This is a genomic window from Rhizobium album (assembly GCF_003122325.1).
Taxonomy (GTDB): Bacteria; Pseudomonadota; Alphaproteobacteria; order Rhizobiales; family Rhizobiaceae; genus Metarhizobium; species Metarhizobium album.
Genome location: NZ_QFBC01000020.1, coordinates 36,519 through 52,616, shown reverse-complemented (window position 1 = coordinate 52,616; position 16,098 = coordinate 36,519). Strand labels below are relative to the sequence as shown.

Annotated in this window: 13 protein-coding genes and 1 tRNA gene; 5 read left to right on the top strand and 9 right to left on the bottom strand. The window is 61.9% G+C overall.

Annotated features, from left to right (window positions below; translation table 11 throughout):
- Positions 1 to 10: 10 nt before the first annotated feature.
- The 7 genes from DEM27_RS28875 to DEM27_RS28845 form a co-directional block, all read right to left on the bottom strand.
- Positions 11 to 766, bottom strand: coding sequence for a DUF930 domain-containing protein (locus DEM27_RS28875; RefSeq protein WP_109461714.1), 756 nt, complete (start codon positions 764 to 766; stop codon positions 11 to 13).
- 75 nt (positions 767 to 841) lie between these two features.
- A complete protein-coding gene (gene aat, locus DEM27_RS28870; protein ID WP_109461713.1) occupies positions 842 to 1,456 on the bottom strand; it encodes a leucyl/phenylalanyl-tRNA--protein transferase in 615 nt (204 codons plus the stop codon).
- A gap of 5 nt (positions 1,457 to 1,461) precedes the next feature.
- On the bottom strand, positions 1,462 to 2,805 hold the full coding sequence (gene accC, locus DEM27_RS28865) for an acetyl-CoA carboxylase biotin carboxylase subunit (protein ID WP_109461712.1): 1,344 nt from the start codon (positions 2,803 to 2,805) through the stop codon (positions 1,462 to 1,464).
- A gap of 11 nt (positions 2,806 to 2,816) precedes the next feature.
- Positions 2,817 to 3,287, bottom strand: coding sequence for an acetyl-CoA carboxylase biotin carboxyl carrier protein (accB, locus tag DEM27_RS28860; RefSeq protein ID WP_109461711.1), 471 nt, complete (start codon positions 3,285 to 3,287; stop codon positions 2,817 to 2,819).
- Positions 3,288 to 3,500: 213 nt separating this feature from the next.
- Entirely contained in the window at positions 3,501 to 4,268 is a 768-nt protein-coding gene (locus tag DEM27_RS28855) for a DsbA family protein (RefSeq protein WP_109461710.1), read from the bottom strand.
- Between the two features lie 311 nt (positions 4,269 to 4,579).
- A complete protein-coding gene (locus DEM27_RS28850) occupies positions 4,580 to 4,828 on the bottom strand; it encodes a hypothetical protein (protein WP_109461709.1) in 249 nt (82 codons plus the stop codon).
- Positions 4,829 to 4,986: 158 nt separating this feature from the next.
- On the bottom strand, positions 4,987 to 7,932 hold the full coding sequence (locus tag DEM27_RS28845; protein ID WP_109461708.1) for an Rne/Rng family ribonuclease: 2,946 nt from the start codon (positions 7,930 to 7,932) through the stop codon (positions 4,987 to 4,989).
- 652 nt (positions 7,933 to 8,584) lie between these two features.
- On the opposite strand from DEM27_RS28845, the gene DEM27_RS28840 reads away from it, so the two are divergent.
- The 4 genes from DEM27_RS28840 (at position 8,585) to DEM27_RS28825 (ending at position 14,448) form a co-directional block, all read left to right on the top strand.
- Complete coding sequence (locus tag DEM27_RS28840) at positions 8,585 to 9,829, top strand: N-acetylmuramoyl-L-alanine amidase (protein WP_109461796.1); 1,245 nt, start codon at positions 8,585 to 8,587, stop codon at positions 9,827 to 9,829.
- 263 nt (positions 9,830 to 10,092) lie between these two features.
- Positions 10,093 to 12,552 carry a penicillin-binding protein 1A gene (locus DEM27_RS28835; RefSeq protein WP_109461707.1) on the top strand — a complete coding sequence of 820 codons (2,460 nt, stop codon included), beginning with the start codon at positions 10,093 to 10,095 and terminating at the stop codon, positions 12,550 to 12,552.
- Positions 12,553 to 12,657: 105 nt separating this feature from the next.
- A protein-coding gene (gene prfB / locus DEM27_RS28830) for a peptide chain release factor 2 (protein ID WP_109461706.1) occupies positions 12,658 to 13,789 on the top strand; the annotation gives its coding sequence in 2 pieces (ribosomal slippage) (positions 12,658 to 12,726 and positions 12,728 to 13,789; 1,131 coding nt in all).
- A gap of 146 nt (positions 13,790 to 13,935) precedes the next feature.
- Positions 13,936 to 14,448, top strand: a complete 513-nt coding sequence (locus DEM27_RS28825; protein ID WP_109461705.1) for an Ig-like domain-containing protein — start codon at positions 13,936 to 13,938, stop codon at positions 14,446 to 14,448.
- A gap of 91 nt (positions 14,449 to 14,539) precedes the next feature.
- Here DEM27_RS28825 and DEM27_RS28820 read toward each other — a convergent pair whose 3' ends face one another.
- The gene (locus DEM27_RS28820) at positions 14,540 to 15,049 is read right to left on the bottom strand and encodes a hypothetical protein (RefSeq protein WP_245446200.1); all 510 of its coding nucleotides are present in this window, start codon (positions 15,047 to 15,049) and stop codon (positions 14,540 to 14,542) included.
- Positions 15,046 to 15,819: an NAD kinase gene (locus DEM27_RS28815; RefSeq protein WP_109461794.1), complete on the bottom strand. Its 774-nt coding sequence runs from the start codon at positions 15,817 to 15,819 to the stop codon at positions 15,046 to 15,048. Before DEM27_RS28815 ends, DEM27_RS28820 begins: the two co-directional genes overlap by 4 nt.
- Before the next feature lie 167 nt (positions 15,820 to 15,986).
- On the opposite strand from DEM27_RS28815, the gene DEM27_RS28810 reads away from it, so the two are divergent.
- Positions 15,987 to 16,062, top strand: a tRNA-Thr gene (locus DEM27_RS28810).
- Positions 16,063 to 16,098: the final 36 nt, after the last annotated feature.

The window sequence follows — 16,098 nt, the reverse complement described above, 5'->3', positions numbered from 1 at the left end:
GCTGTTTCGTTCAATCCGCTCCCTCTCCGTCACCCTCGTCGGTGAGGTTGTTCTGCGCCCATTCTTCCGGCGCAATCGCCTCGCCGACAGAAAATGAAAAGCGCGATACGCTGTCGAGCGCGGCGGTCATCGTGCAACTGTAACGCAGATTGTACCAGCTGTGGCGGCTGCGAAACGTGGCGCCCCTGGCTTCGATCGAGGCGCCGGCAATACGCGGACTCTCGAACGTGTAAGCGATGACCATGTCCGGATGGTAGGTGCGGTTCCAGTGTTCGATCTGTGCCATGGCCTCGAGATTGCAGGTCTGGATGATCTTTTCGGATGTCTCCAGCGATTTCAGCGCCGCGCGCGCACCGCGACTGCGGGGATCGTCCAGAATCTGTGCTGAATAGAAGCTCCGGGCGACAACCATAGTCTGTTCTTCGGTAACAGCTGCGGGGACGGCAGGCGCTGCCTCCTTATCCTGCAGTGTGGAATGCTTCGTTTCGGGTTCGGGCTGATCGCGGTTCGCATCAGCGTCATTTTCTACCGAATCCCGCGAAGGTATATGCTCCTCCGCGCTATCGGTTCGTGGCTTCGTGTGTGGCTTCTCTGCCGCTTCCGTCAGGATCTCGACGGTTATGGCCGGGTCGGCGGGAATAACGGGAAGAGGCGCGTTATCGGCGAGCGGCGCGAAGACGGCGTAGAGACAGAGGTGAAACGCCAGCGACGCCAGGATGACATAAGCAAAGCCACTGCGCCGTTGCTTCAGTCCTGAAGAAGCCATGAAAAGGTCCGTCCGTCAACAATAGCCGAGCATCGGCAGCAATCGTGGCGACAGTAAGCTGCGCGGCTGCGGCGCTCAGAATTCCAGGTGCGGGGAATCCATCGCCTTCTCAAGCATCCGGCCATAGTCCTCTTTCGGGACATCGATGGCGCCGAATGTCTTCAGATGATCGGTGGTGAACTGGGTGTCGAGCAGCAGGAAACCCTTCTGCCTCAGGCGCTCGACCAGCCGGACGAGGCACATTTTCGACGCGTTGGTGCGCCGGGAGAACATGCTCTCCCCGAAGAAGGCGGCGCCCAGAGAGACGCCGTAAAGCCCGCCAACCAGCGTTTCCCCATCCCAGGCCTCGACGGAGTGGGCATGGCCGTAGCGGTGCAGTGTCGTGTACAGGGAGCGGATGGTGCTGTTGATCCAGGTCGTCGGCCTGTCACCCGTCGATTCGGCGCAGGCTTCGATGACCCGGTCGAAAGCCGTGTCGAAACGGATGTCGTAGGCCGTGCGCCGCAGTTCCTTGGCAAGGCTGCGGGAAACATGGAAGGCGTCGAGCGGGATGACGCCCCGCACCTCCGGCTCGACCCAGAAGATCTCCGGGTCGTCCGCCGATTCGGCCATCGGGAAGAGCCCGATGGAATAGGCGCGCAGCAGGATCTCCGGCGTGATCGTCGAATATCTGCCGCGCTTCGTCGCCATGCGCCTCAGGCGGAGGTGTTTGCCAGGTAGTTTTCCAGCCAGTGGATATCGTAATCGCCATTGGCGATATCCTGGTTGGAAATCAGGTCCTGGAACAGGGGCAGGGTGGTCTTGATGCCATCGATGACGAACTCGTCGAGCACGCGGCGCAGGCGCATCATGCATTCGACGCGGGTGCGGCCGTGGACGATGAGCTTGCCGATCAGGCTGTCATAGTATGGCGGGATACGGTAGCCCTGATAGGCGCCGGAATCGACGCGTACACCCAGACCGCCGGGCGCATGAAAATGCGTGATCGTGCCGGGCGAGGGCACGAAGGTGCGCGGATCCTCGGCATTGATGCGGCATTCGATGGCATGGCCGTGGAAGGTGATGTCGTCCTGGGTGACCGACAGACCGCCGCCTGAAGCGACACGGATCTGCTCATGCACCAGGTCGATGCCGGTGATGGCTTCGGTGATCGGATGCTCCACCTGCAGGCGGGTGTTCATTTCGATGAAATAGAACTCGCCGTTTTCATAGAGGAACTCGATGGTGCCGGCGCCGCGATATTTCAGCTTCTTCATCGCGTCGGCGCAGACCTTGCCGATCGCCATGCGCTGCTCGACGTTGAGGGCGGGAGAGTTGGCCTCTTCCCAGACCTTCTGGTGGCGGCGCTGCAGCGAGCAATCGCGTTCGCCGAGATGGATGGCGTTGCCTTCGCCGTCACCGACCACCTGCACTTCGATGTGGCGCGGCTTGCCGAGGTACTTTTCCATGTAGACGGCGTCGTTGCCGAAAGCGGCCAGCGCTTCCGCACGCGCGGTCGAGACGGCCTCTTCGAGATCGGCCTCGGTCTTGGCGACCTTCATGCCGCGTCCGCCGCCGCCGGCGGTTGCCTTGATCAGCACGGGGAAGCCGATCTTGCGGGCAACCTCGATGGCATTTTCCGGCTTCACTTCGCCGTCGGAGCCCGGAACGACCGGGATGCCGAGCGACTCGGCCGTCTTCTTGGCAGTGATCTTGTCGCCCATGATGCGGATATGGTCCGCCGTCGGGCCGATGAAGGTGATGCCGTGCGCCTCGAGGATATCGGCAAACTTGGCATTTTCCGAAAGAAAGCCATAGCCCGGATGAACGGCGTCCGCGCCGGTGATCTCGCAGGCGGCGACGATCTGGTGAATGTTCAGATAGCTTTCGCGGGAAGGCGGCGGGCCGATGCACACGCTCTCGTCGGCGAGACGCACATGCATCGCATCGGCATCTGCGGTGGAATGAACCGCCACCGTGGCGATGCCGAGCTCCTTGCAGGCGCGCAGCACGCGAAGGGCGATTTCCCCGCGATTGGCTATGAGGATCTTCGAAATCATGCGGTCCAGCCTTATTCGAGGACGATCATCGCTTCGCCGTATTCAACGGGTCGGCCATCATCCACGAGGATTTCCTTGACGACGCCGGAACGCGGCGAGGGGATCTGGTTCATGGTCTTCATCGCTTCGATGATCAGCAGCGTCTGGCCTTCCTTGACCGTCGCGCCGACTTCTATGAAGGGGCGGGCACCCGGGGCAGGCGCCATGTAGCAGGTGCCGACCATCGGCGCGGTCACGACGTTTGCCGGGTCACGGGTGGTCGTCGGCGTTGCGGCAACAGAGGCGGTCGCCGGAATCGTTGCCGCAAAAGCTGGCTGGGCCACCGGTACCGGCGCCTGAATGTATTGCGGAGCGCGCTCACGCGACACCCGGATGCGCATATCTTCCTGTTCGACTTCGATTTCCGTGAGGTCGGTTTCGTTGAGGATGTTCGCGAGTTCGCGGATCAACGACTTGTCGATACCCGTTTTCTTTTCAGCCATGGATCTATGCCCTGTATTCTTGTTCTTGCGTTATGTTTCAAAGCGCCAAGCGCTGTCCAATGTCGCCAGCGCACCACTGAAGAGGCCGCTACGCTTAAAATTCAAGGCGCAGCTATAGACTGCCGGGCGTCCAAGGGAAAGCCCTTTGACGCCCGGGTCCACGTGTCTCCACCGATCAGGCGCAATTCATGCCGCCCTGCAGGATGCAAAGCCTTAGCATGTGGCCTTGCCGCAGCTTCTGACATTGCCGATCTTCGCTTCCAGCGCGTCCGCGCCGATGGCGCCATAAACGGCCTCGCTGCCGACAACATAGGACGGCGTGCCGCTGACACCCAGCGCCGTCGCCAGCTTGTAGGCCTGCTTGACGGAGTCATCGTTCGGCTTGTCGGCCATCGCCTTGCGCAGCGCATCTTCGCTGACGCCGAGCGACGTGGCGACGTCGATCGCCTTGTCTTCATTGGCGCGGCCTTCGCCGCCGAGCAGGGCGCGATGGAATTCGCCGTATTTTTCCGGAGCGATCTGGCGGAAGGCCGCCGAAACCCTGTGCGCGGCAAGCGAATCCGGTCCGAGGATCGGGAATTCCTTCAGCACGAAGCGCACATTGGTGTCCTTGGCGAGGATCGTGTCCATGTCGGCGAGGGCGTGCTTGCAGTAGCCGCAATTGTAATCGAAGAACTCGACGATGGTGACGTCGCCATTCGGATTGCCGAGCGAGATGTCGTCGGCGGAGGTGAAGATCGCCGCCTTGTTTTCGGTGACGGCCTGCTCGGCCATCTTTGCCTGGGCATCTTCCTGCTTCTTCTTCAGCGCGTCCTGGACATCGAGCATGATCTCGGGATTGGCGACGAGGTATTCCTTGATGAAGGCGCCGATCTCTTCCTTCTGCTTGTCGTCCAGGGCATAGGCGGGAACGACGGATGCCAGCGCGAAGGGCATGGCCATCAGGGCGGTTGCGGCAAGGGTCTTGATATGAAAGGCCATGGAGTTCCTCAAAAAATATCGGCTGCGGCTTTGTCGGATATACCGGTGCTCGGCCGGCATCAATGCTTGTGCAGCTTACGATGCCTGCCTTTTCCGGAAAACATAAAAATAGGCTTCAAGCCCACCGGTCGCTGCATTGTGATGATCGGAGCAATGCGGCAAATCTCAGGCGCCGAGGGGAGCGGACACCGAAATCGCATGCCGAACGGGTCCGGATCAGGCGATCCGGCAGCGAGCGGCATGCGTATTGGCAAGGAAGGAAGCCCGATCTGAACATGACGGGCTTCCCTGGGATTCAGCAGGGGCGGGAATTAGTGGCGGCAGACGCGGACACGTTCCCAATAACGGTTGCCGTAGGAATCATAACGGCGAACCTTCTTCCACCAGCAACGCTTCTTGCGATGGTACCCGTTGTAGTATTGGACCTCCTGCACGCCGATCTGCCGATCGTATCGCTGACCGGCATCCAAGCTCAGGGAAAGACCTGCGGCATAGGACGGGACAGCGGCTCCGGTGACCGCCGTGGCCGCAACAGCCATGGCGATGATAAACTTGCGCATGCGTGTTCTCCTCATGTCGTCTTGGATGAGCCGATCTCACCCAACGACATTTATATCGCAAGTTTTTGAAGTTGGCGCTGTTTCCGGCGGCACAGCCTGTCCGGAAACAAAAAAAGTCGGCCACGGGGCCGACTTTTCATGCGTATGGGTCGCGTTTCTCAGAAGAAGCCGCGGCGCTGCCACCATCCGGCTTTTTTCGGCTTCGACGGATCATCGTCGCCGTTGCCGTCGGTTGTCTTGTTGGAGGTGACCACCGGTGCCGAAGAGGAAACGTTGGACTCCCTGTTGGCACGCCCCGGCTTGTCTGCCTCTCCGGTTTCGGCGGGCTGCGGTGCAACGGGTTCCCCGGCCTGTTCCGTCTCGTCTGCGAGGTCGGCGGCATTGCCGGCAAGCGTTTCCACTTCCTCGACATCGACCGATACCGCTTCGATGACCGGCTCCTCGACAGGGGACGGCGCGGCCTTCTTGCGGCTGCGGCGCGGCTTGGCGCCTTTCGGCTCTTCCGCCACGACGGGAGCGGTCTCGACCGCTGCCATCGCGGCCTGGGCTTCCACCACCTCTTCCGCGACGTTTTCGACCAGTTCGGCGGTTACGACAGGTTCCTGCCGGGCGGCTTCGTCAAGGTCGGATTCGTCTCCTTCGCCATCATCGGCGTTGGCGCCTGCACCTTCCACGCCGTCTTCGCTGCGGCTGCGGCGTCCGCCACGCTTGCCGCGACGGCGGCGCTTGCGCTTGCCGTTGTCGTCGGAGGCGTCGGCTGCCGCATCCTGTTCGGCGCCGGTATCGCCTTCTTCTTCGTCTTCGTCGCCATCCTCGTCATCGGCCTCGCCTGCGGCAAAGGATTCCGAACGGACGGCCTGTTCGTCGCCACCGGCCGCATTGCCCTTGTTGCCGCGGCGGCGGCGGCGGCGCTTGCGCTTGCGACCGTTCTGGTCGTCGCCATTCGATGCCTGCGGCTGCTCGGCGGCTTCCGCCTTCTCGACGATGTCTTCGTCTTCGTCTTCGTCCTGCTCGATGACGATATCATCGTCGTCGTCATCCGGTTCGGGCGCGAACTGCAGCAGGCTCTCGATCCTGACGGGGTTTTCAACCGGCTCGCCGCGTTCGATATTGAAGTGCTGCGCACCGACGGCGCCGTCGGATTCGATGATGATCGAAACGCCGAAGCGGTTTTCGTAATCGACGATGGTGCCGCGCTTGTGGTTGAGCAGGTACAGCGCCGTTTCCGGCGTGGTGCGCACGGTGATGTCGTGCGTCGTGTTCTTCAGCAGGTACTCCTCGATGCCGCGCAGCACGTGCAGGGCGACGGAGGACTGCGAACGGACGTGGCCGGTGCCGGCGCAATGCGGGCAGACCTGCGTCGTCGATTCCAGCACCGAAGCACGGATACGCTGGCGCGACATTTCCAGAAGACCGAAATGCGAGATGCGGCCGACCTGGATGCGGGCGCGGTCGTTCTTCAGGCAATCCTTGAGCTTCTTCTCGACGGAGCGGTTGTTGCGCTTCTCCTCCATGTCGATGAAGTCGATGACGATCAGGCCGGCCAGGTCGCGCAGGCGCAACTGGCGGGCGACTTCCTCGGCCGCCTCCAGGTTGGTCTGCAGCGCCGTATCCTCGATCGAGTGTTCGCGCGTCGAACGGCCGGAGTTGACGTCGATGGCAACCAGCGCTTCCGTCTGGTTGATGATGATGTAGCCGCCGGACTTCAGCGTCACCTGCGGCTGCAGCATACGGTCGAGCTGCGCCTCGATGCCGGAGCGCGAGAAGATCGGGTGCAGGTCGCGGTAGGGCTGGACCACCTTGGCGTGGCTCGGCATCAGCATCTTCATGAAGTCTTTCGCTTCACGATAGCCTTCCTCGCCGGCAACGATGATCTCGCCGATATCCTTGTTGTAGAGGTCGCGGATCGAACGCTTGATCAGCGAGCCTTCCTCGTAGACGAGGCACGGCGCGATCGAGTTCAGCGTCAGCGTCCGGACGTTTTCCCACAGGCGCATCAGATATTCGAAGTCGCGCTTGATCTCGACCTTGGTGCGGTTGGCGCCGGCGGTGCGCAGGATGACGCCCATGCCCAGCGGCACTTCCAGCGACCGGGCCACTTCCTTCAGGCGCTTGCGGTCCTGCGGCTGGGTGATCTTGCGGGAAATCCCGCCGCCGCGCGCCGTGTTCGGCATCAGCACCGAATAGCGGCCGGCAAGCGACAGGTAGGTGGTCAGCGCCGCACCCTTGTTGCCGCGCTCTTCCTTGGCGACCTGCACCAGCAGGATCTGTCGACGCTTGATGACTTCCTGGATGCGGTACTGCTTGCGCGGCTTGCGGACGATGCGATCGGGAACCTCTTCCATCGCATCTTCGGCGCCGACCGACTCGATGACTTCCTTCTCGCCGTCGCCATCGTCGTCGTCATCATCGTCGTCGTCATTGTGACGGCGGCCGCGGGCATCTTCCGAAATCGAGTCGGACTCGACCATCGCAGCCATTTCGCCGGGCTTGCCGTCGTCGTCCTCGCCTTCGGCAGGGGCTTCGACGCTTTCGACCGCCTCGGGTGCGGCCTCAGCGGCAACGTCCGCTGCCGGCTCTTCCGTCTTGCGCTTGGCGCGGCTGCGGCGCGGCTTGGCCTTCGGCTTGACCTCCTCTTCGACGGCAACCGCCGCTTCGGCTTCCGCCGGGGCCGCCTCGGCGGCTACTTCTTCGGAGGAAGCGGGCTGCTCGGAGGAATCCGGCTCTTCGGCGGCGACGATGCCGATATCCGGCTGGTCTTCCCTGGCGAGATCCAGCGCCGTCTCGACATGCTCGATGTCGTCGTCCTTGCGATGCTCCTCTGCCTCGGCGCGCAGCAGCGCCTGCCGGTCGGCGAGGGGAATCTGGTAATAATCGGGATGGATTTCCGCAAAGGCCAGGAAGCCGTGGCGATTGCCGCCGTAATCGACGAAGGCCGCCTGCAGCGAAGGTTCGACGCGGGTGACTTTCGCCAGATAGATATTGCCGCGGATCTGCTTCTTGTGCTGCGATTCGAAATCGAATTCTTCTATGCGGTTGCCGCGTACGACAACGACGCGCGTCTCCTCTTCGTGAGACGCATCGATAAGCATTTTGTCTGCCATGTAGATAGTGCTCCTCGGCGCAGGTGCGAGCGAGCAGACCAATCGCGCCTGGAGGCGAATTGAATATGCAAAGCGGCCAGTGCGCCGGAAATGATGATTCGCGTAACGGTCGGTTCCGAGGGCAGCAGCCAGACACTCTCGGAGGATTTGCTTCCCCCGGGCCTGTTCATTTCTGACGAAAACTGCTGCAACGACATCAATGACCAAACGAGAACGACGATAACTTGAACCCGTAATCGGGTCCGATGAATTTGCTCGAAGAGCAACGGTGGCACGCCACCGAGTAATTGCTTCCGGCCACCGCCGGCCTAGATCCAGTTTCAGGTCGAGGTGCGTTGACGGCGGATGAAGCCACCGTTTCCAGCGCCAGGTCCACTTACGGCTGGCTGCTCCTTCGGCGATTCTATCCCGTTAACACCTTAAACCTTCACCTGCGTTTTATGTTTTATCTGTCACAATAGCAAGGGAAAACCCAAGTTTGCCATCATATTGATGGATTCGCTCGCGAGCGGCGGTGGATAAATCCGTGCCGGAATGGCACAGGAGGGTAAGGCCAATTTCCGACACTTTTCATGGCTAGGCCGGTTGGCGCCGGACGTAACGGATAGCATCGGCAACAATGCGGACGATTTTCAGCAGCGAAGGGCAGGGCATGGCGGGCTCGGGGCGTATCGGCAGATTTGGCACGCAACAATCGTCATTTTTTCTGTCATTGCTCTTTTTCGTCCTCGCTTCTTTTCCCGCCGCCGCTGCGGCCGAGCCATCCGAACCACTGCTTGCATATGGCGCACGCATCGCCGGCGACAATGCCCGCACGCGCATCGTCATCGATTTCGATCGCGAGCTGAAGGTCTCCGTCCATTATGTCGCCGATCCGGTGCGGGTGATCGTCGACCTGCCGCGCACGGCGTTCGGCTTTGCCGCCGACGACCTGGCGCCGCGCGGCCTGTTCACCGATATCCGCTACGGCGCCATGGACGAACACAGTGCGCGCATCGTTCTCACGGCCAGCCGGCCGGTGCGGCTTGCCATGGCGGAGGTGCAGGCCGACGAAGGAGGCAAGGGTTACCGGCTGGTGCTCGATGCCGAGACCGTGACGGAAGACGGGTTCGGCAAATTGCTGCAGGCGCAGGATTGGCAGGACACGCTCGCAACGGCTGAAACGGCGAGCGCCGCCTTGTCCGAGGATGGAGCGCCGGACAGCCGCTTCGTCATCGCCGTCGATGCCGGCCACGGCGGGATCGACGCGGGGGCCGTCGGCAGCGATTCGAAGATCGAGGAGAAAACCGTCACGCTGTCATTTGCCCGGACTTTCGTCGAACGCCTCAATCGCGAGCCGGGCATCGAGGCGTTCCTGACACGCGACAAGGACAAATTCCTTTCGCTGTCCGAACGGGTGCAGATCGCACGCGGGCGCCACGCCAACCTGCTGATTTCGCTGCATGCCGACACGCTGCGCCAGCGCAATATCCGCGGCGCCACCGTCTACACCATCTCCGATACCGCTTCGGACAGCCTGGCAGCCGATCTCGCCAAGCGCGAAAACCTGTCCGATGAAATCGCCGGCGTGGCACTGAGCAGCGAACCGGCCGCCGTTGCCGACATTCTTCTCGACCTGACCCGTCGCGAGACACAGGCCTTTTCCATCGCCATGGCGCGCGCCGTGGTCTCTTCTTTCGAGGGTCAGGTGTCGCTCATCAACAATCCGCACCGTTATGCCGGCTTCCGGGTGCTGCAGGCGCCGGATATGCCCTCGATTCTGCTGGAACTCGGTTTTCTCTCCAATCTCGAAGACGAAAAGCTGCTGGTGGATGAAAAATGGCGGGAAAAAGTCGCCGACCTGCTGACGGCCGCGGTACGGCGCTATCGCGAAAGAACCGTTTCCGGCGGCGGATGAAGCGGGGCCGAAGCGTTGCGATACGGTCACGGTGGACAGAAATGCCGATTTGAGCCCTATTTTGCGCACATTCACGCCTTTAGACCTAACCCATTGTAAACCCCGCTCGACTCGCATCTCTCTTTGAGAGACTTGTCTTGCAAACGGGGATGTCTCGTGCAAAACGCGACCGAATATGCGATTGTGCTTTGGCACGCGCGAAGATTGGCGGAGGATGGAGCGTTCATGGCGTTTTCCAGTCCTGGAGACCGGTAGCTCAGACTATGATCAGACTGATTGGATATTTGTTCGGCATTGCCTGCGTCATGTTCTTCGGCGTGGCGGCTGTCGTGGCCGTCTACCTCACTGGCGTTTCAAAGGACCTGCCCGACTATGCCGTGCTGAACAGCTACGCGCCGCCCGTCACCACACGCGTCCACGCCGGCAACGGTGCGCTGATGGCGGAATATGCCCGCGAGCGCCGCCTGTTCCTGCCGATCCAGGCGATACCCGACCGCGTGAAGGCGGCCTTCCTTTCGGCGGAAGACAAGAATTTCTACAATCATCCAGGCGTCGATCTCTCCGGCTTGGCCCGCGCCATCGTTGTCAACATCCAGAACATGGGTTCCGGCCGCCGTCCGGTCGGCGCATCGACGATCACGCAGCAGGTGGCCAAGAACTTCCTGCTGACGGCCGACCAGACCTTCGACCGCAAGATCAAGGAGGCGATCCTTTCCTTCCGTATCGAACAGGCCTACAGCAAGGACAAGATTCTCGAGCTTTATCTCAACGAAATCTTCTTCGGCATGAATTCCTACGGCATTGCCGGCGCCGCGCTGACCTATTTCGACAAGTCGGTAACGGAATTGACGATCGCCGAGGCTGCCTATCTTGCCTCGCTGCCGAAAGGGCCGTCCAACTATCATCCGTTCCGCCATGCCGAAGCGGCTCTCGAGCGCCGCAATTGGGTCATCGACCGCATGGTGGAGAACGGTTACGTCAGCCAGAGCGACGGGGCCGACGCCAAGAACCAGCCGCTGGGAGTAACCCTGCGCCGCGGCGGTTCCTATCTGGCCGCTTCCGAGTTCTTTGCCGAGGAGGTACGCCGTCAGATCATCGAGCGCTACGGCGACAATGCTCTTTATGAAGGTGGCCTGTCCGTTCGCACGTCGCTTGATCCGGTCATCCAGGCCTATGCGCGCAAGGCGCTGCAGGACGGCCTGATCGGCTACGACGAACGCCGCGGATTTCACGGTCCCGTCGCCACCATCGACATGACCAAGGATTGGGGCGAGGAGCTGGCGAAGGTTCCCGGCCTCAGCGACGTGCCGGAATGGCGTCTCGCCGTCGTCATTTCCGTCGACAGGAAAAGCGCCGAGATCGGCCTGCAGCCCGGCACAGAGGCGAACGGCAAGGTGAAGGCCGAGCGCCGGGTGGCGCGGATCGAAGCCGAAAACATGCAGTGGGCCTATCGTTCGTCGAAGGGCGATCGCAAGACGGCAAAGAGTCCCGAGGGTGTTTTCTCCCCGGGTGACGTCGTTTATGTCGAGCCGATCGGCGATGCGGCGACGACGGAAACCTTCCGCCTGCGCCAGCCGCCGAAGGTGCAGGGCGCACTCGTCGCCATGGACCCGCATACGGGCCGCGTTCTCGCCATGGTCGGCGGGTTTTCTTATGCGCAGTCGGAATTCAACCGCGCGACGCAGGCCAAGCGGCAGCCCGGTTCATCCTTCAAGCCCTTCGTTTATGCCGCCGCTCTCGACAACGGCTACACGCCGGCCTCGGTGATCATGGACGCGCCGATCGAGATCGTCTCGGGCGGGACCGTCTGGCGCCCGGAAAATTACGGCGGCGGTTCGGCCGGCCCGTCGACGTTGCGCCTCGGCATCGAGAAGTCGCGCAACCTGATGACGGTGCGTCTCGCCAACGACATGGGCATGAACCTCGTCGCCGAATATGCCGAACGCTTCGGCATCTACGACAAGATGGCGCCGCTTCTGTCGATGTCGCTCGGTTCCGGCGAAACCACCGTACTGCGCATGGTTTCGGCCTATTCGGTGCTGGCGAACGGCGGCAAGCAGATCAAGCCGTCGCTGATCGACCGCATCCAGGATCGCTACGGCAAGACGATATTCCGTCACGAGGAGCGGGTCTGCGAAGGTTGCAATGCCGGCTCCTGGGAAAATCAGGAGGAACCGACCGTGGTGGACAACCGCGAGCAGGTTCTCGATCCGATGACCGCCTATCAGATCACCTCGATGATGGAAGGTGTCGTGACCCGCGGCACGGCGGCCGGCAAGATCAAGCTCGACCGTCCGGTCGCCGGCAAGACCGGCACGACCAACGACGAGAAGGACGCCTGGTTCGTCGGTTACACCGCCGATCTCGTCGCCGGTCTTTATATCGGCCTCGACAGTCCGGCGCCGCTCGGCCGCGGTGCGACCGGCGGTTCGCTTTCCGCGCCGATCTTCAACGAGTTCATGCAGATGGCGGTGAAGGACACGCCGGTGACGAAGTTCATCCTGCCGGAAGGCATGACGCTGATCGCCGTCAACCGCAAGACCGGCATGCAGGCCTTCGAAGGCGATCCGGACACCATCATGGAAGCCTTCAAGCCCGGCACCGGCCCGGCCGACAGCTTCTCGGTGATCGGCATGGAGGGCACGATGGATCCGGAAGAGATCCTGCGCACCTCGCCGCAGGCCAACCAGGCCGTGACGTCGGGCAGCGGCGGCCTGTTCTAAACTCGCGACGGACGGGACAAAGCGCAGGCACCGGGTCTTTACATCCCGGGCCTTCGACACTATTCACGGGCAAACTTTTTTCACAGAGGTAGCGAAGTCAGCATCATGCGTGCGGAAATCGAAAACGTTGTCGACGAAATCAAGCAGGCCATAAGCCTGCTGAGGAGGCATCTTTGACTGGGACCAGGCGATAAGGCGACTGGACTGGTTGAACAACAAGGCAGAGGACCCGACCCTCTGGAACGACGCCACCGAGGCGCAGAAACTGATGCGCGAGCGCCAGCAGCTGGATGAGAGCATCGGCGGCGTCAAGCGTCTGGAGCAGCAGCTCCAGGACAATATTGAGCTGATCGCCATGGGCGAGGAAGAGGGCGATCAGTCGATCGTCACCGAAGCCGAGGACGTCCTGAAGGCGCTGAAGGCCGAATCCGGCCGGCTGCAGGTCGAGGCCATGTTGTCCGGCGAGGCCGACGGCAACGACACCTATCTCGAAGTGCATTCCGGTGCCGGCGGCACGGAAAGCCAGGACTGGGCCAACATGCTCCTGCGCATGTACAGTCGCTGGGCGGAAAAGCAGCGCTTCAAGGTGGAAGTGCTGGAAGTGCACGATGGCGAAGAAGCGGGCATCAAGTCGGCGACGATCCTCGTCAAGGGTCACAATGCCTATGGCTGGCTCAAGACGGAATCGGGCGTGCACCGCCTGGTGCGCATCTCGCCCTATGACAGCAACGCGCGGCGCCACACCTCGTTCTCGTCGATCTGGGTCTATCCGGTCGTCGACGACTCGATCAACATCGACGTCAACGAGAGCGATTGCCGCATCGATACCTACCGTTCGTCGGGCGCCGGCGGCCAGCACGTCAATACCACCGATTCGGCCGTGCGCATCACGCACATCCCGACTGGTATCGTCGTGCAGTGCCAGCAGGAGCGTTCGCAGCACAAGAACCGGGCCAAGGCCTGGGACATGCTGCGTGCCCGTCTCTACGAGGCGGAACTGAAGAAGCGTGAAGACGCGGCCAATGCCGAAGCGGCCTCGAAGACCGATATCGGCTGGGGTCATCAGATCCGCTCCTACGTGCTGCAGCCGTATCAGCTGGTCAAGGACCTGCGCACCGGCGTCGAGAGCACCGCGCCCGGCGATGTTCTGGATGGCGACGTCAGCCCCTTCATGGAAGCAGCGCTCGCCCATCGTATCAGCGGCAAGGCCGACGCCGTTGTCGGCGATCTCGACTGAGAAAACCGGTCGAAAAAACATGAGAACGGCCGCCGGACCTGCTTCGGCGGTTGTTGTCGTTTACGGGGTTGCGCCACCCGGACCGCATGGTATTCTTGCAACATGGGCTACGACTGGTCAGGCGCGCGCACCCGGCGCAGGAAGATATGGACGGTGATCGCCATCGCCGGTTCGACGGTTACGATCGCTTCGATGATGGCATCCGCGCTGTTTTCGGCGCAGTGACACCAGCAAACCATCGCATGGAGACAGTGATGTTCGGCCGCATCGTGATGGCAGCGACCCTTCTGGCGGTATCGCCCTCAGCCGTGATGGCGGAAGCGGTGTCGAAGAAAAGCCTGCGCGCCCTCAGCGGCATGGACAGGCGGCTGGCACTTCTGGGCGCCGCCGAAGCGGGTTGCAAACCCTCGCCGCTAAAAGTCTCCGTCGTCACCCAGCCGTCGAACGGCAGCGTCGAGGTGAAGAAGGGGCTGTCAAAACCCGGCGCGCTCAGCGAATGCCCGGCCTTGCGGGTGCGCGTGGAGGCGGTGATCTATCGCTCCAATGCCGGTTATTCCGGGACCGACAGGACGGTGGTGCGCGTCGAGGATCCGCGCGGCAATGTCCAGCTCATGCAGTTCGACATCGACGTGAAGGCTTCCGACACCGCGCCGATGTAAGCGGCTTCCGACATCTGTTTTCGCCGGCAGGCGGATTTGCGGGCCTGTGCGAGGAGACCGCGGGCATACCTGTCGCCGTCCGCTTACCCCGTCAGTTCGTTGCGCGCTCGACGGTCATCTCGCCGAGATCATCGATCAGCACCGTCCAGCCTTCGGCTTCCCGTGCCTGCGGGTCGGTTTTCAGGTAGACGGTGGCGAAGAGACCGGGCTGGCTTGTCGGCCCCGCCGAGCTTTCCGGCCGGATGTCGGTAACGTAGGGTTTCAGCACGGTGAGTTGTTCGATCTCGACGCTCGAGACCACCTGCGGGCCGGATGCGCCAAGCGTCAGCTGCTGCAGGTAGACCTTGGCGGTGCGATCCGGCTGGCGCACGGAGACGAGCTTGTAATAACCTTGGCGCTTGGCCGACGCGTCTCCAGCCGCCCCGGTTTCCCCGGCATCCTCCCAGTATCCGGTGCTGACGACAAAGGTCACGGTGGCGGGCAAGGTGTCGATGTCTTCCGCAGCGACCGTGCCGGCACCCAGAAGCAGCGCGGCACAGATGAGCGCGCGCCACCGTTTCGGTTCTCTTGCCGTTGTTCTCACCAAAAATCCCTTCGTCATGTCGGAAACTGTTCTGCAAGAATACGGTCCGACCAGGAGCGATCGGGATCGGACAGGATGCGCGCCGTCGTATCGTCGGTCCGGGCGATCCGCACATGGATGACGGTCTTCGCCTCGGTATAGTCGGCGACGGCATTCACCGGCCGCTTGTCGTGCTCCAGCACGTGGATATCGACCGTGACCTTGTTCGGCAAAAGCGCGCCGCGCCAGCTGCGCGGGCGGAAGGGGCTGACGGGGGTCAGCGCGAGAAGCGGCGCGTCGAGCGGCAGGATCGGGCCGTGGGCGGACAGGTTGTAGGCGGTCGACCCTGCCGGCGTCGCCACCATGACGCCATCGCAGATCAATTCCGCCAGCTTGGTCTTGCCGTCTATGTCGACCTTGAGTTTCGCCGCCTGGTGCGACTGCCGAAACAGCGCCACCTCGTTGATCGCCAGTGCCACCGATTGCGAGCCGTCCAGATGGGTCGCAGTCATGCGCAGCGGATTGATCTCGTTCGCCACTGCTTTTGAAATTCTCTCGTGCAGATTGGCCGTGCTGTAGTCGTTCATGAGAAACCCGACGGAACCGCGGTTCATGCCGTAAACCAGCTTGCCGGAATTCATCGTGCCGTGCAACGTCTGCAGCATGAAGCCGTCGCCGCCGAGTGCGACGATGACATCCGCCTCAGCGGGATCAACATCGCCATAGATGCGAATCAATTCGTCGCAGGCCGCCTGGGCGCCATCGGCCGTCGAGGCCAGGAAAGAAAGCAGATAGGGCGATCGAGCCATGAACCGGTCCTTTGACGAGCGCTCCTTGGTATCGATAAACCGCTTTTGCGACAAGACGTTTCGCGAAGGAAGCCGACGCGGATACGGTGCGAAAAACAAACAGTTACGCCATCTTTCCAGTTTTGGCTTTACACGAAGCGAGAATCTGCTAACTGGACGTCAGCAATGCCCTTGTAGCTCAGTTGGTAGAGCACCTGATTTGTAATCAGGGGGTCGCGGGTTCGAATCCTGCCGGGGGCACCATTCTATTCAAGCACTTAGCGGCCAACCATTTGACGC

Excerpts from the sequence above, each read along its gene's own strand:
- DEM27_RS28875 (WP_109461714.1), bottom strand. The coding sequence starts at position 766 with ATGGCTTCTTCAGGACTGAAGCAACGGCGCAGTGGCTTTGCTTATGTC.
- aat (WP_109461713.1), bottom strand. The coding sequence starts at position 1,456 with ATGGCGACGAAGCGCGGCAGATATTCGACGATCACGCCGGAGATCCTG.
- accC (WP_109461712.1), bottom strand. The coding sequence starts at position 2,805 with ATGATTTCGAAGATCCTCATAGCCAATCGCGGGGAAATCGCCCTTCGC.
- accB (WP_109461711.1), bottom strand. The coding sequence starts at position 3,287 with ATGGCTGAAAAGAAAACGGGTATCGACAAGTCGTTGATCCGCGAACTC.
- DEM27_RS28855 (WP_109461710.1), bottom strand. The coding sequence starts at position 4,268 with ATGGCCTTTCATATCAAGACCCTTGCCGCAACCGCCCTGATGGCCATG.
- DEM27_RS28850 (WP_109461709.1), bottom strand. The coding sequence starts at position 4,828 with ATGCGCAAGTTTATCATCGCCATGGCTGTTGCGGCCACGGCGGTCACC.
- DEM27_RS28845 (WP_109461708.1), bottom strand. The coding sequence starts at position 7,932 with ATGGCAGACAAAATGCTTATCGATGCGTCTCACGAAGAGGAGACGCGC.
- DEM27_RS28840 (WP_109461796.1), top strand. The coding sequence starts at position 8,585 with ATGGCGGGCTCGGGGCGTATCGGCAGATTTGGCACGCAACAATCGTCA.
- DEM27_RS28835 (WP_109461707.1), top strand. The coding sequence starts at position 10,093 with ATGATCAGACTGATTGGATATTTGTTCGGCATTGCCTGCGTCATGTTC.
- DEM27_RS28825 (WP_109461705.1), top strand. The coding sequence starts at position 13,936 with ATGGACGGTGATCGCCATCGCCGGTTCGACGGTTACGATCGCTTCGAT.
- DEM27_RS28820 (WP_245446200.1), bottom strand. The coding sequence starts at position 15,049 with ATGACGAAGGGATTTTTGGTGAGAACAACGGCAAGAGAACCGAAACGG.
- DEM27_RS28815 (WP_109461794.1), bottom strand. The coding sequence starts at position 15,819 with ATGGCTCGATCGCCCTATCTGCTTTCTTTCCTGGCCTCGACGGCCGAT.